Genomic DNA, 15,214 nt, shown 5'->3' with positions numbered 1-15,214 from the left:
TTATAGGGTTGGTATCAGCGGTAGGCCACGTAAACGTCGCTTAGCAGGTCGGCGGCCTGGGGCTTGGGATCGGTTTTGGCCAGGCGCACGGCGTCTTCGATCAACTGCGCCACTTCACCGTCGATGCGCTCGAACTGCGCTGCGTCCAGCCAGCCTTCGGCATGGCAGCGCTGACGGAACAAGGCCAGGCAATCGGCGCTTTCGCGCAGGTTTTTCACTTCGTCAGCGCCGCGATAGGTTTGCGCATCGCCCTCGAAGTGCCCGTAGAAACGGCTCAGCTTGACCTCGACCAGTGTCGGCCCGTCGCCTTGGCGCGCCCGCTCCACAGCAACGCCGAGCGCTTCATGCACAGCGAAAAAATCATTGCCGTCGACGATCACCCCCGGCATACCAAACCCGGCGGCGCGCTCGGCGATGTCTTTGCATGCCACCGACCAACCGGCGCCAGTGGCCTCGGCATAACCGTTGTTTTCGGCGACAAACAGACACGGCAGCTGCATGATCGACGCCAGGTTCATCGCTTCGAACACGGCACCTTCGTTGGAGCCACCGTCGCCAAAAAACGCCACTGCCACGCCCTGGCTCCCCTTGAGTTTGGCAGCCAGCGCCGCCCCCGCGGCCAACGGTGCGCCGGCACCGACAATGCCGTTGGCGCCGAGCATGCCTTTCTCCTGGTCGGCGATGTGCATGGAGCCGCCCTTGCCGCCACACACGCCGGTTTTCTTGCCATAGATTTCGGCCATCATGCCGAACACGTCGACGCCCTTGGCGATGCAGTGTCCGTGGCCGCGGTGGTTGGACGCGATGCAATCATCGTCATTGAGATGCGCCATGACACCAGCGGCGCAGGCTTCCTGGCCGGCATACAGGTGAACGAAACCGGGGATCTCGCCGGTGGCGAACTCCACATGCAGGCGTTCTTCGAAATCGCGGATGGTGCGCATCACGGTGTAGGCATGCAGTAACTGATCGGTGCACAGGTGGGTGGACATCTTGTTGTTCTCCAGGTTGTCTCGACGCACAAAAGACTGGCTGCAGCCAGTGCCAAGCTGTTCAGCACAGCTTGTGCCAACCGTCGAAAAAACCTGGCAAAGCCTTGATCCAGAGCCGTGCCACACAGCGATGCCCAGGCAAGTGGTCGACTAAATGTGAGACGCAACCACGCAGTTCGACCCTTGAGTCTCAGCGGCATGAGACGCAGCGTCTCAATGCAGGCGTTGGTCAGGGTGCCCTTGTCCGTCGGCGCACATGCGCGCTTAATGACGCGCATAACAACAAAGCTTGAGAACCGGAGGCTTTATGCTCGCCATGAACTCCAGGGAGCATGTCGACTGTGTCAGTCGCGTGGTCCGCAATGCCGAGCGCCTGCCCCAGGCGCCCGTGCCGTCGCTGATCTTCGATTCGTGGCGGCGGTCCATGGAGCAACACCGCCTGGACCCCGGCTCCCTGCAAGGTCCACGTATCCTCAGCGAACCCTTGCTCAAGGAATGCCGCGAGCGCGCCGAGCTGTTCATGCGCATCGCCGGCGAAGAAGTCGCACAGTTGCACCATCGCGTGCGCCATGCCGACTACTGCGTGATGCTCACCGACGCCCAGGGCCAGACCATCGATCACCGTGTCGATGCGAGCATTCGCACCGACTGCCGCAAGGCCGGCCTTTACCTGGGCACCTGCTGGTCGGAAGCCGAGGAAGGCACCTGCGGCGTGGCCACGGTGCTGACCAGTAAAACAGCGGTGACGGTGCACAAGCGTGATCACTTTCGCGCAGCGTTTATCGGCCTGACGTGTTCGGCTGCGCCCATCTTCGACCCGCAGGGCCACCTGTTGGGTGTGCTGGATGTCTCGGCGCTCAAGTCGCCGGATGACCGCGGCAGCCAGCACCTGATACGGCAGATGGTGGCGCAGAGCGCCCAGGCCATCGAAAACGCTTTTTTCATGCACAGCGCCCGGCAGCACTGGGTATTACAAGCCCATAGCACTCCAGGCTTTGTCGACAGCCAACCCGACCTGCTGCTGGCCTGGGACCAGGACGGACGTCTGCACGCCTTGAACAGCAAGGCGCGTCAAGCCCTGCGCTTGCGCTTTGGCCAACTGCCTGAGCATATCGGCGAAGTGTTCGATGTGGATGCATTGCGTGCAGCCACTGATCAGTCAACCCGGCAGTTGCACTGGCTGGGCAAGCCCGGCGCGGTACACGTGAGGGTCAATGCACCCCGACGCCCCTCGGTTCGGGCGCTGCCAGAGACTCAAGTCGACCCGCGGATCCAGGAGCACCTGCGCTTGGCTGCGCGGGTCAAGGACCGCAACCTGCCCGTGCTGGTGCAAGGTGAAACCGGCGTCGGCAAAGAAGTCTTCGCCCGCCAGTTGCATGAGCACAGCACGCGCCGGGACGGGCCGTTTGTGGCGGTGAACTGCGCGGCGATTCCCGAAAGCCTGATTGAAAGCGAGCTGTTCGGCTATTCGCCCGGCGCCTTCACCGGAGCGTCCAGCAAAGGCATGAGCGGGCTGCTACTGAAAGCCGACGGCGGTACGTTGTTCCTCGACGAAATCGGCGATATGCCGCTGGCGTTGCAGACACGGTTGCTGAGGGTGCTGGCCGAGGGTGAAGTCGCGCCGTTGGGCGCAGCGAAAACCCGCGTGGTGAACATTCAGGTGATCTGCGCCAGCCACCGCGATTTGGCGGCGCTGGTCAGCGCGGGCCGATTCCGTGAAGACCTGTACTTTCGCCTGGGTTGTGCGCGTTTCTGCCTGCCACCGTTGCGCGAACGCACCGATAAGCTGGCCCTGATCAATCGGCTGTTGGAGCAAGAGGCGCGTAACAGTGGCGTGTCGTTGGGCATCGGCCAGGCCGCACTGCAATTGCTGCTGGGTTATGCGTGGCCGGGCAATGTGCGGCAACTGCGGCATGTGCTGGCGTACGCCTGTGCGGTGTGCGAAGGGACTACGCTGCAAGTGGCGGATTTGCCGATTGATATCCGGGGCGAGCAGCCTCAAGGGCTGGCCGAACAGAGCGCCAGCCCCGAGCGTCAAATGGTTCTGGATGCGTTGATTCGCCATCGCTGGAAACCCTCACCTGCGGCACAGGCCCTGGGGATTTCAAGGGCAACCCTGTACCGACGCGTGAACCAACTGGGTATTGATATGCCCGGCAAAACCCACTGATACAAGGGGTCGACTCCCACGCAGGCGAGTCGACCACGCTGTCAGCGGTAGACCAGGCCACCGTCGATCAACGGCGCCTGCCCGGTCATATAGTCTGCGTCCGGGCCTGCCAGAAATGCCACAAACCCCGCCACATCCTCCGGCGTTTGCGCACGGCCCAAGGCAATCCCATCCACGTACTGCTTGTAGGTTGCCCCCACCTGCGCCCCGGTAATCTCGGCCATGCGCTTGTCGATCTCAACCCACATATCGGTGCCCACCACACCGGGGCAATAGGCGTTTACCGTGATCCCCGCGCTCGCCAGTTCCTTGGCCGCCGCCTGGGTCAAGGCGCGCACCGCGAATTTGCTCGCCGAGTAGACCCCTAACAGCGCAAAGCCTTCATGCCCTGCGATTGAACAAGCATTGATGATCTTGCCCTTGTGCTTGAGTGCCTTGAATTTGTTGGCGGCCGCCTGGATCCCCCACAGCACGCCCTTGACGTTGATATCCAGGGTGCGCTCGACCTGCTGCGGGCTGACATCGAGCAATGAGTCGATCTGCGCCACTCCGGCGTTATTGACGATGATGTCGAATCCGCCCAGCGTCTGGTGGGCATGCTCTACCGCAGCCGTCACCTGTTCGCGTCTGGATACATCAGCGATGAACACAGAGGCTTTGCGGCCGGTGGCGACGATTTCGGCGGCCACGGCGTTGAGCTTGGCGCCGTCAATGTCCACCAACGCGACATCGGCGCCGTCCTGTGCAAGGCGCATGGCAATAGCCCGGCCTATGCCCTGCCCGGCGCCGGTGACCAGCGCGACTTTACCTGCGATACCCATGACAATCTCCTGAAACGATGAGGGGAGCCTTGTCTATCGCAAGTCGGCGCCTGGCTGTCGAGCCGTAACAGGATCGGCATCGGAGCTGAGACGGGTTGTCTCGCCGCATGAACCTTGCGCGAAAGCTTGTAAAAGGCCGCGCTTATGCCTAGCTTAGGCGCCCCCCCGCCCAGCGCTTTAAGGCCTTGCCCCATGGTTTTGCGTTTTCGCCCCGTCGTCACTTCACGTTTCGCCCTCGGCCTGTTGCTCAGTGGCGGCATCGGCAGCAGCCTGGCCGCCGAGATCGAGTTGCCGACGGTAAAGGTCCAGGGCCAGGATGAGTCGGGCTACCGCAGTGAAACCGCGTCGGTGGGCGGCTTTGATGAAGCGCCGCTGTTGGACACCCCCGCCTCGATCACCGTGATCAACGCCGCGCTGATCAAGGACCAGCAGGCACGCTTGCTCAGTGAAGTGCTGCGCAACGATGCCTCGGTGGGCGACAGTTACGCGCCCATCGGTTATTACGAGAATTTCGTGGTGCGTGGCTTTTCGCTGAACGCGGCCAGCAGCTACAAGATCAATGGGCGCACCATCACCGGCGAGCAGAACGTCGCGCTGGAAAACAAGCAGCAGGTGGAAGTGCTCAAGGGCCTGGCCGGTTTGCAGAGCGGTATTTCCGAGCCCAGCGGGGTGATCAATTACGTGACCAAACGCCCCCAGGATGTGCGCTCGGTGACGGTGTCCACCGATGATCGTGGCAGTGGTTACATCGCCACCGATGTCGGCGGCTGGTTTGGCAGCGAGCAGCAGTTCGGCCTGCGCGCCAACGTCGCCCATGAAGACCTCAATTCCTATGTGGAACACGCCAACGGCCAGCGCGATTTCGTGTCCCTGGCCTTTGACTGGAACATCAGCCCCGACGCCGTGCTGCAACTGGACGCCGAATACCAGAACAAGCAACAGCGTTCGGTACCGGGGTATCAACTGCTGGGGGGCACCGAAGTGCCCCACGGTGCTTCACCGAAGAAGCTGTTGGGGCACCAGACGGGCGGCAAGCAGGTCGGGATTGATTCGCTGAACCTCAACGGCAAGTTCGAGTACCGTTTCAGCGATCAGTGGAAAGGCAGTGTCAGCGCGGCGCGTAGCAAGGTGGTGATTGATGACTACAGCTCGTTTGCCTGGGGTTGCTATGGTTCGGCCAGTTGCAGTGCCGCCAGCGTGCCGAACTACTTCAGCCCCGAAGGCAATTACGACGTCTACGACTACCGCAGCCCGGACGACACTCGCCGCGACGACGAAATCCAGGCGGCCATGACCGGCCTCTTCGACACTGCCGGCATCGGCCATGAACTGACCTTTGGCAGCAGCGCGTTTCGCCGAGTGATCGACAAACGCAAGTCGGTCAACGAATTCATCGGCACCGCCAATATCAACGAAGAGGTGCCGAGCTTTCCCCCGACCGACAAGCCGTTGAACGACAGCCACCGCAACCTCGACAGCCGCCAGTACGGGCTGTTCGTCACCGACCGCATCCGCTTCAACGAGCACTGGCAAACCATCCTCGGCGGCCGTGAAGTGCGCCTGGACGAAAAAGCCTTCGACAGCGTCACTGGCAACCAGACGCGCCACACCCAACAGTACGTGTTCCTGCCCCAGGCCTCGTTGATTTACAAGCCAGTGGACAACGTTTCGCTGTACACCAGCTACAGCAAGGGCCTGTCCCTGGGCGGCACCGCGCCGTGGTTTGCAAACAATCCCGATGAAACACTCGCCCCCACCGTCTCGCGCCAGATCGAAGCCGGGGTGAAATACGACTGGCGCCGTATCAGCTTCGCCGCCGCTGTATTCCAGACGCGCCAGGCTTACCAGTACGCCAAGCCCGAAGGTGGCACGTTCAACTACGTGCAGCAGGGCCAGCAAAAAAACACCGGCATTGAATTGTCCGCCAACGGCTGGGCCACCGACCGTCTGCAGATCGCCACCAGCGTGGCCGCGATCCGAGCGCGGGTGAGCGGCAGCGGCACGCAGGAATACGAAGGCCATCAGGCGATCAACGTGCCCAAGCTGCGCGCCAGTGTGTACGCCGACTACGCCCTGCCCTGGGTCAACGGCCTGGCGGTATTGGGCGGCGTGCAATACAGCGCCAAGAAGTCCGCCAATCGCACCGGCAACGTGGAAGTGGGCGACTATGCGGTGGTCAACGTCGGCAGCCGCTACACCACCAAGGTCGATGGCTACGAGACCGTGTTTCGCCTGAGCGTCGATAACCTGTTCGACAAGCGCTACTGGCGCGACGCGGGCGAGTATATGGGCGATGACTACCTGTTCCAGGGCGCACCGCTGACGGCGCGCCTGAGTGCTTCAGTAAATTTCTGAACCTCCGACTCTGTGGCGAGGGAGCTTGCTCCCGCTGGGGTGCGAAGCGCCCCTAAAAATCCGGCTCCAGCTTCGCTGTCGAGCGGGAGCAAGCTCCCTCGCCACAAAAAGCGGCTACCCTCCGATCGTTACTTGGGCATCTTGCGAAAGCCCACCGCCAGGCGGTTCCAGCTGTTGATGGTGGCGATGGCGACGCTCAGGTCGACTTGTTCCTGTGGGCTGAACTGCGCAGCCAGGGCGTTGAAGTCTTCGTCGGGTGCGTGGGTGTGGCTGAGCAGCGTCAGGCTTTCGGCCCAGGCCAGCGCGGCGCGTTCACGTGGGGTGAAAAATGGCGTTTCACGCCAGGCCGACACGGTGTACAGGCGCCGTTCGGTCTCGCCGCCCTTGCGCGCATCGGCGGTGTGCATGTCGAGGCAGAACGCGCAGCCGTTGATCTGCGATACGCGCAAGCGCACCAGTTCCAGCAGTGGCAGTTCGATGGAGAGTTTGCCCACCGCCGCTTCCAGAGCGAGCATGGCTTTCATGGCGTCCGGGGAGGCGGTATAGAAATCGGTACGGGTTTGCATGGTGAATCTCCAGAACGTTGGGATAGGTGCGCAGAGTAGTCAGCGCAGCGTTCTGGAGAAATAGCCAATCCGGGCGAAGAACAGGTGACCAATCTACAGGCCGCGGTTCCTCAGCCACTGGATGAAGCCCTTCTTGACCGGTACCACGGGCGCGTCTTCGGTCAGGGCCTGGGCGGCATGGCGGCGGAAGTCCAGCAGCGCCTTCATGGCTTCGCCGATATCATGCCGGGCGTCCAGGCACGGCTTGAGGTATTCATTTTCGATGCGGTAGAGCGTGCAGTAGGTCTTGGCCGAAAAATCCGCCAGCGCCGCCTGGTCGGAGAGAATGCCGGACTCACCGATCACCTCCCCAGGGCCCATGCGCCCAGCCTCGAACTTGTGCCCGTCCTTGATCAACAGCACCGAGACCACGCCGGACTCGATGATGAACAGGTGATCGCTGACCTCCCCCGCCGCCAGGATCATCTCACCGGCGCGGTAGGTGTGCAGGGTCATGTTCTGGCTGAAGGTGTCTTTTTCTTCCTGGCGCAAGGTGGAGAAGATCGTCGAGCGCTCCAGCAAGGCGCGGGCGCCAGACACCGCAGGCGGCGTGCTGCCTTCGGTGGCGGACAACAGCCCCACGCCCGCCGCCTGCAAATGCCGGTAGGCCAGGTCGTAAAGCTGGTTGCGGGTTTCGCGCTTGAGGCCCATGGCCGGCACAAAGCCGCTGATCTCATATTCCACGCCACTGCCGGTGGACGCTTTGAACGCGACGCTGGGCGCCGGCTGGGCCAGCAACGGCCGGCAGCCCTGCATCGCACGTTCCAACGCTTCGATCACGGTTTGCGGGCGCGCATGGGGGCTGACTTGCAGGCTGACCGCTAGGCCGAACATGTCTGCCGGGCGCGAAAAGTTGATGATCTTGGCCTTGGCCGCCAGGGAGTTGGGGATCACCGCCAGGCTGCCCTGGGAGGTTTGCAGGCGCGTGGCGCGCCAGTCGATATCGGTGACACGGCCTTCGGTGCCGTCGATGGAGATCCAGTCATCGATCTGGTAAGGCTTGGTGGTATTGAGGACGATCCCGGAAAACACATCGCTCAGGGTGCTTTGCAAGGCCAGGCCGACGATGATCGCCACGGCGCCGGAGGTGGCCAGCACGCCCTTGACCGGCAGGTCGAGCACGTAGGCCATGGCGGCGATGATCGCAATGAGGAAAATCACTGCGCCCATCAGGTCCTGCAACAAACGCCCGGTATGGCCGACCCGCTGCATCATCACCGCGCCAAGCAATACCGTGAGGGTGCGCGCGGCGAACAACCACCAGCCGATCTGCAGCGCCGTGGCGGCCAGGTGCAAGGTGGTGTCATCGGCATAGGGCGCCGCTTGCATGGGGTTCATGCCGTCGTTGAACAACACGGCACTGAACACCGCGAAAATCACCAGCCGCGCTGCGAGTTTCCAGTTGGCCAGGTTGGGGGAAATAAGGCGCCACACGGCGATGTCGATCAGGATCAACGCCACGGCGCACAGCATCGGGTGATCAGCGATAAATGAGGGCATCCAGGCGACTCCAGGGCGAATGCCGAGAAGATCGCATGAAATCAGAAACCTGGAAACAAAATGTAGGAGCTGGCTTGCCTGCGATGCAAACACCGCGGTGTATCAGCTACACCAGGGTGATGCTATCGCAGGCAAGCCAGCTCCCACAGGAGGTTGCGGTGAACCGTCAGGCGTGCATTTGCCCGAACTGGCCCGACTGAAAGTCGGCAAATGCCTGGTGAATCTCCTGCTCGGTGTTCATCACGAACGGACCGTGGCCGACGATGGGCTCGTCGATGGGTTCGCCGCTGAGCAGCAGCACCTTGGCGTCGTCGTTGGCCTCCAGGGTCAGTTGCTTACCGTCGCGCTCGAACAGGGCCAATTGCCCCTGGCGTGCGACTTCTTCGCCATTGATCAACAACGTGCCGCTGAGCACCACCAAGGCGGTGTTACGCCCGGCGTGCAGGTCCAGCGTGACCGCTTTACCGGCGTAGAGGCGCAAGTCCCATACGTCTATCGGCGTGAAGGTGCGGGCCGGGCCTTGAGTACCGGCAAATTTCCCGGCGATCAGGCGCAGGTGGCCGGCGTCGTTTGCCAATGGCAGCACCGGAATGTCGCCATCGACGATGGTCTGGTAACCGGCATCCGCCATTTTGTCCTTGGCCGGCAGGTTGACCCACAGTTGCACCATCTCCAGTGCGCCGCCACTACGAGCGAAGTCTTGGGAGTGAAACTCTTCGTGCAGGATCCCTTTGGCTGCGGTCATCCATTGCACATCGCCCGGGCCGACTTTGCCGCCGGCACCGGTAGAATCGCGGTGCTCGACTTCGCCGTCGTAGACGATGGTCACGGTTTCAAAACCGCGATGCGGGTGCTGGCCGACGCCGCGACGTTGTTCAGTCGGGGTGAATTCGGCTGGACCTGCGTGATCCAGCAACAGGAATGGGCTGATGTGCTTGCCCATGGTGTCGTAGGAAAACAGCGTGCGTACCGGAAAGCCGTCGCCGACCCAGTGGGCGCGGGGGCTGGTGTAGATACCAATCAGCTTTTTCATGGTGTACCTCCAAAGTGAGTACACCTTAAATCGCCTCACCCTTGAGCACTAGCCGGTAAAAATGGCCCTGATCGTTCTATATATAGGACAGCGTTTTAACCTGGCGTTGGCGCAGCAGTTGAAAGGCAACCAGTGCCGACAGTGCAAACCCGGCCTGGATAACGATCATCGGCGCGGCACTGCCATCGCGTAACTGGCTCAGCAGCAACCCGCTGCACGTGGCGCCGAACATCTGTGCAAATCCCATGAGCCCGGCGGCTAAACCCGCACGGTGCGCATTGGGCATCACGGCCCCGGTAACGGAGCCGGGCAGCACCAGGCCGCCGCCGAGCGTGACCAGGGCGATGGGAATATCCAGCCCCACTACCGACAACCCGAACACGCCGTAAATCGCCAGGGCTGCCACCCCGCCCACCGCCACCATCGTCACACCCATCGCCACAATGCGTTGCGGCCCCAGGCGCTGAATGTTACGCCGGGTGTAGGTGGAGCCGACGATCAGCATCGACACAATCAGTCCGAAGTCGAGCCCGTACTCAAGGCTGCTGAACCCCAGCAGATTGATAAACACCGCCGATGAACCCGCGATCACCGCAAACATCGCGCCATAGGTACACGCCAGGGCCACGGCGTAAGCACGGTACTGGCGCCCCTTGAACAGATCCAGATATTGCCCGCCGAGGGTGCGCCAGTGTGCGGCCTTGGGATCGAGGTGATGGTTGCTCTCGCGAAAGAACAGCAGCGCCAGCAATAACACCAGGCTACCGATCACCAACGCCAGGGCGATGGGCGCACGCCAACCCAGCAATTTGATCAGTAAGCCCCCTGCTATCGGCGCAACGACGATGGCATACAACATGCCGATCATCGTCAGCGCCAGGGCCGGGCCTGCCTCGGCTTTCCACACATCGCGCACCACGGTGCGCGCTAGTACCAGCGCGGCGCACGCGCCCAGGCCTTGCCACACCCGGGCGGCGATAAACTGCTGGATGTCGGTGACCAGCAGCATCGCCAGCGTCGCCACTACGTAGAGCGCCAGGCCCCCGATCAAGACTGGCCGCCGGCCGATGCGATCCGACAGCGGCCCGAACAGTAGCTGCCCCAGGCCAAACGCAGCAACGAATGCCGACAGCGCCATCAGTGCCGAGCCTTGCGGCGCCTGCAGCGCGTGCTCGATGGCACCCAGGCCGGGGATGATCAGTTGCGTCGAGACTTCACCCAATGCGGTGAGGGCAACCAGCAAGAACAGCAAGCTGCGTGAGGGTGCCGGGGCGTTTGCCATGGGGAGTATCCGGGGGCTGGATTAATTTATATTTCGACCATAATATGAGCGAAAAATTATGTCCATAATTTTTTGCCCTATGGTCACCCTGGAGTTCGTCATGCCCCCTCTCCCCCTGCGCCTTCTCACGCCACTGGCTCTGCTGGTGGTCCTCAGTGGCTGTAACAGCAAGGCCGACAGCGCCGCCCAGGCGCCCACATCGCGCCCGGTGCTGGCCGCCACAGTCGAAGCAGCCGGCACCCAGCAAAGCGCCTATACCGGCGTGGTGGCGGCACGCACTGAAAGTGACCTGGGCTTTCGGGTCAGCGGCAAGGTGATCGAGCGCAAGGTCGACCCCGGCCAGCACGTCTCCCGTGGTGACACCCTGTTGGTGCTGGACATCGGCGACTTCGAACTGGCGCTGCGCTCGGCCAAGAACCGCGTCAACGCCGCCCAGGCCCAACTGCGCCAGCGCCGTGATGATGAAAACCGTTACCAGCGCCTGGCCAGTACCGGCGCGGTGTCGCGGCAGATCTTCGACCAGTCGGCCACCAACCTGCGCGTCGCCCAGGCCGAACTGGCCGCGGCGCAATCGGACGCCAGCCAGATCGAAAACCGTCGCACTTATTCGGTCCTCAAGGCCGATGGCGACGGCATCATCACCGACGTGCTGGCCGATCGCGGCCAAGTGGTGGCCGAAGGGCAAATCGTGGCGCGCCTGGCCCATGACGGCGCCCGCGAAGCCATCGTCAACCTGCCGGAGAACCGGCGTGACCTGGCCGCGCAAAAAGCCCTGGCGTTTCCCTTTGGCGCAGCCGACCAGGCCGTGACCGCCACCCTGCGCGAACTGTCCGCCAGCGCCGACCCGGTCACCCGCACCTACCGCGCACGTTACGTGCTGCAGGGTTCGGTCGAGCGTTTCGCCCTCGGCTCCACCATCACCGTGCGCCTGCAAGGCAACGGCCAGCCCCTGCAAACCCGCGTGCCGATTGGCGCCTTGCAGGATGCGGGGCAAGGCACGGGCGTATGGCTGATTGGCGATGATCAAAAGATCAGCTTTGCCCCGGTGAAGGTCGCCAGCCTCGGCCAGGAAGACGCCTTGCTCGACAGCGGCGTAACACCCGGCCAAACCATCGTCGCCCTCGGCGCTCACCTGTTGCACAGCGGCGACACGGTGCGCTTGCTGCCCGCCCAGGCCCTGGCCCTAAACCGTAAGCAGGATCAATGAGTATGCGCGGGATCAACCTCTCCGAACTGGCCGTCAAGCACCGCGCCGTCACCTTGTTCTTGCTGATTGCGATCCTCGTTGCCGGGGTCTTCGCGTTCGGCAAGCTGGGGCGCGCAGAAGACCCTTCGTTTACCGTCAAGGTCATGACCATCACCGCCGCCTGGCCCGGCGCCACCGCCCAGGAGATGCAGGAGCAAGTAGCCGACCGCCTGGAAAAGCGCCTGCAGGAACTGGACTACTACGATCGCGTCGAGACCATCGCCCAGCCAGGCTTTGTGTCGATGCGCATGACCTTCCTGGAGTCCACGCGCCCGAGCGAGATTCAGGAGCTGTTCTACCAGACCCGCAAAAAACTCAGCGACGAAGCCACGCGCCTGCCAAAGGGCGTGATCGGGCCGTTTTTCAACGATGAATATTCCGACGTGTACTTTGCGCTGTACGCCCTGGAAGCCGAACACCTGCCCCACCGTCAACAGGTGCAAATGGCCGAGGAACTGCGCCAGGGTTTGCTCAACCTGCCGGGGGTGAAGAAGGTCAATATCCTTGGCGAGCAGGCCCAGCGCGTGTTTGTGGAGTTTTCCTATGAACGCCTGGCAACCCTGGGCATCAAGCCCGCACAGATCTTCGCCGCCCTCGCCGCACAAAACGCCGTGGCGCCCTCAGGCTTCGTCGAAACGGCGGGCGCCCGCGCTTATATCCGCATCGACGGCGCGTTCGACAGCCTGGCCTTGATCGAGAACGTGCCCCTGCAAGTCAATGGCCGCGTATTGCGCATCGCCGATGTGGCCACCGTGAGCCGCGGTTATGAAGACCCGCCCAGTTATCGCATCCGCCATCAGGGCGACCCGGCGTTGATGCTGGGCGTGATCATGGAGAAGCACTGGAACGGCCTGGAATTGGACAAGAGCCTGCAAGCCGAAGAAGCGCGGATCCAGGCCGACCTGCCCCTGGGCGTGAATTTCGCCAAGGTCTCCGACCAGGCGAAAAACATCAGCCTGGCGGTGAATGAGTTCATGCTCAAATTCTTCGTCGCCCTGGCCGTGGTGATGCTGATCAGCCTGCTGGCCCTGGGCTTTCGCGTGGGGCTGGTGGTGGCGGCGGCTGTGCCGCTTACGCTGTCGATCGTGTTCGTGATCATGCTGGTCACCGGCCGTGAATTCGATCGCGTGACCCTCGGCGCATTGATCATCTCCCTGGGCCTGTTGGTGGACGACGCGATCATTGCCATCGAGATGATGGTGGTCAAACTCGAAGAAGGCTTTGACCGCATCCACGCGGCCACCTACGCCTGGAGCTCAACAGCGGCGCCGATGCTGACCGGCACCCTGGTCACCATCATCGGTTTTCTGCCGGTTGGGTTTGCGCGTTCCGGGGCGGGTGAATACGCCGGCAATATCTTCTGGATCGTGGGTTTCGCCCTGATTTCATCCTGGCTGGTGGCCGTGGTGTTCACGCCTTACCTGGGCGTGAAGTTGTTGCCGCAGATCAAGCCAGTGCCCGGCGGGCATGATGCGATTTATGCCGGGCGCTACTACCAGACACTGCGCAGCCTGGTGGAGGCCTGCGTGCGCGGGCGCTGGCTGGTGACCGGCATGGTGGTGGCCGCGTTCGTGGTATGCGGCCTGGGTATGGCGGTGGTGAAGAAACAGTTCTTCCCGGACTCCGACCGCTCGGAGCTGATTCTGGAAGTGTATATGCCACCCGGCAGTGCCTTCAAAAGCACCGAAGCCGTGGCGGCGCAGGTGGAGAAGGCGCTGTTGCAAGAGCCGCAGACCAGTATGGTCGACACCTATGTGGGCGGCGGTGCACCGCGGTTCTTCCTGTCGTTGAACCCTGAAATGCCGGACCCGGCGTTCGCCAAGTTGATCGTGCAAACCCCGGACTCCCACGCCCGCGACGCGCTGAAACTGCGGATGCGTGAACGCATTGCGGCAGGCGAATTTCCGTCGGCGCGGGTACGGGTCACGCAGCTCGTCTTCGGCCCGCCGGTGCCGTTCCCGGTGGTGTTTCGCGTCTCGGGGCCCGACCTGAATGTGCTGCGCGGGCTGTCTGAAGACGTGCGTCAGGTCGTGGCCGGCAACACGCTGACCAGAGACACCTTCCTAGAATGGGGCGAGCGTGCCAGCGGTTATCGCCTGGTGCTGGACCAGGATCGCTTGCGCTTGCTGGGTTTTACCCCCGACGAGGTCAAGTCCCAACTCAACGCCCTGCTCAGCGGCAACCCGATCACCGAAGTTCGCGAAGGCAACCGCACCGTCTCAGTGGTGGCCCGCGCCCAAGGCAGCCAACGCGAAGACCTGGCCAACCTCAACAACATGACACTGACCAACAGCGCCGGTACGTCGGTGCCGCTGGCCCAGGTCGGGCATTTCAAGGCGGTGATGGAAGAACCGATCCTCAAGCGCCGCGACCGCGCCACCACCGTGGAGGTACGCGCCGACATCATCGACGGCGTACAACCGCCCGATGTCGAAATGGCGGTGTACAAAGACCTGCAACCGCTGATCGCCAAGCTGCCCAGCGGTTACAAAATCGACATCGGCGGCCCGGTTGAGGAAAGCGCCAAGGCCAACGTGGCCCTTGCGGCGCTGTTTCCGATCATGATCCTGCTGACCCTCACGGTGATCATGTTCCAGGTGCGCTCGTTCGGCGTGATGTTCATGGTGTTCGCTACCGCGCCTTTGGGCCTGATTGGTGCAGTGCCGACCTTGTTGCTGTTCAACCAGCCGTTCGGCTTCAACGCGATCCTGGGCCTGATTGGCATCGGCGGCATCCTGATGCGCAATACGCTGATCTTCACCGACCAGATCCGCCAGAACCAGGACCACGGCATGGCGATTCGCGAGGCCATTATCGAAGCCACCGTGCGACGTGCCCGCCCGGTGATCCTGACCGCACTGGCGGCGGCGCTGGCGTTCATTCCGTTGACGCTCTCGGTGTTCTGGTCGTCGCTGGCTTATGTGCTGATTGGCGGTGTGCTGGTAGGCACGGTGTTGACGCTGTTGTTCCTGCCGGCGCTGTGCAGCCTGGTACTGCGCGACAAGGTTGCTGAAACGTCCCACGTAACGGCCGGATAAGCTCTACTCCCCTCCGCTTTCCACCGCTGCAAAGTCCCTCGCCTGATCAAACAGTGCGAGGGATTGCAGATGGTGGTGTTCGTTAGAGCCCTGATGAATGGGGCTGTCTCTTGATCGCGGTGCTGGCCAACCTGATGCTGGTGCCGATGGATCCCGAAGCGCCGAAGGTTGA

Annotated in this window: 10 protein-coding genes; 4 read left to right on the top strand and 6 right to left on the bottom strand. The window is 62.6% G+C overall.

Features of this window, described 5'->3' with window-relative positions; genetic code table 11:
* Positions 1-14 precede the first annotated feature (14 nt).
* Entirely contained in the window at positions 15-992 is a 978-nt protein-coding gene (locus tag OC445_RS24790) for a thiamine pyrophosphate-dependent dehydrogenase E1 component subunit alpha (RefSeq protein ID WP_057977155.1), read from the bottom strand.
* 307 nt (positions 993-1,299) lie between these two features.
* Between OC445_RS24790 and OC445_RS24785 the strand changes: the two genes are divergently transcribed.
* Positions 1,300-3,162: a sigma-54-dependent Fis family transcriptional regulator gene (locus OC445_RS24785; RefSeq protein WP_262020417.1), complete on the top strand. Its 1,863-nt coding sequence runs from the start codon at positions 1,300-1,302 to the stop codon at positions 3,160-3,162.
* Between the two features lie 41 nt (positions 3,163-3,203).
* Here the strand turns inward: OC445_RS24785 and OC445_RS24780 are convergent, their stop codons facing one another.
* Positions 3,204-3,983 (bottom strand): acetoin reductase, encoded by a 780-nt coding sequence (locus OC445_RS24780; RefSeq protein WP_003190660.1) that lies wholly within the window; start codon positions 3,981-3,983, stop codon positions 3,204-3,206.
* A gap of 192 nt (positions 3,984-4,175) precedes the next feature.
* Between OC445_RS24780 and OC445_RS24775 the strand changes: the two genes are divergently transcribed.
* Complete coding sequence (locus OC445_RS24775) at positions 4,176-6,338, top strand: TonB-dependent siderophore receptor (protein WP_262020416.1); 2,163 nt, start codon at positions 4,176-4,178, stop codon at positions 6,336-6,338.
* A gap of 128 nt (positions 6,339-6,466) precedes the next feature.
* On the opposite strand, the gene OC445_RS24770 is transcribed toward OC445_RS24775, so the two are convergent.
* From OC445_RS24770 to OC445_RS24755, 4 genes are all read right to left on the bottom strand, one after another.
* The gene (locus OC445_RS24770; protein ID WP_034125784.1) at positions 6,467-6,904 is read right to left on the bottom strand and encodes a carboxymuconolactone decarboxylase family protein; all 438 of its coding nucleotides are present in this window, start codon (positions 6,902-6,904) and stop codon (positions 6,467-6,469) included.
* A 93-nt stretch (positions 6,905-6,997) separates the two neighbouring features.
* Complete coding sequence (locus OC445_RS24765) at positions 6,998-8,443, bottom strand: mechanosensitive ion channel family protein (protein WP_127881274.1); 1,446 nt, start codon at positions 8,441-8,443, stop codon at positions 6,998-7,000.
* Positions 8,444-8,609: 166 nt separating this feature from the next.
* A complete protein-coding gene (locus OC445_RS24760; protein ID WP_262020415.1) occupies positions 8,610-9,476 on the bottom strand; it encodes a pirin family protein in 867 nt (288 codons plus the stop codon).
* Positions 9,477-9,552: 76 nt separating this feature from the next.
* Positions 9,553-10,758, bottom strand: coding sequence for a multidrug effflux MFS transporter (locus OC445_RS24755; protein WP_262020414.1), 1,206 nt, complete (start codon positions 10,756-10,758; stop codon positions 9,553-9,555).
* Between the two features lie 100 nt (positions 10,759-10,858).
* Between OC445_RS24755 and OC445_RS24750 the strand changes: the two genes are divergently transcribed.
* Positions 10,859-11,965, top strand: coding sequence for an efflux RND transporter periplasmic adaptor subunit (locus tag OC445_RS24750; RefSeq protein WP_034125871.1), 1,107 nt, complete (start codon positions 10,859-10,861; stop codon positions 11,963-11,965).
* A 2-nt stretch (positions 11,966-11,967) separates the two neighbouring features.
* Positions 11,968-15,042: an efflux RND transporter permease subunit gene (locus OC445_RS24745; RefSeq protein WP_262020413.1), complete on the top strand. Its 3,075-nt coding sequence runs from the start codon at positions 11,968-11,970 to the stop codon at positions 15,040-15,042.
* Positions 15,043-15,214: the final 172 nt, after the last annotated feature.

The sequence above is a fragment of the Pseudomonas sp. Pse35 genome, assembly GCF_024519715.1.
Lineage (GTDB): Bacteria > Pseudomonadota > Gammaproteobacteria > Pseudomonadales > Pseudomonadaceae > Aquipseudomonas > Aquipseudomonas paracarnis.
Note: the sequence above shows the minus strand (reverse complement) of the source record. Positions and strands in the feature narration are given on the sequence as shown.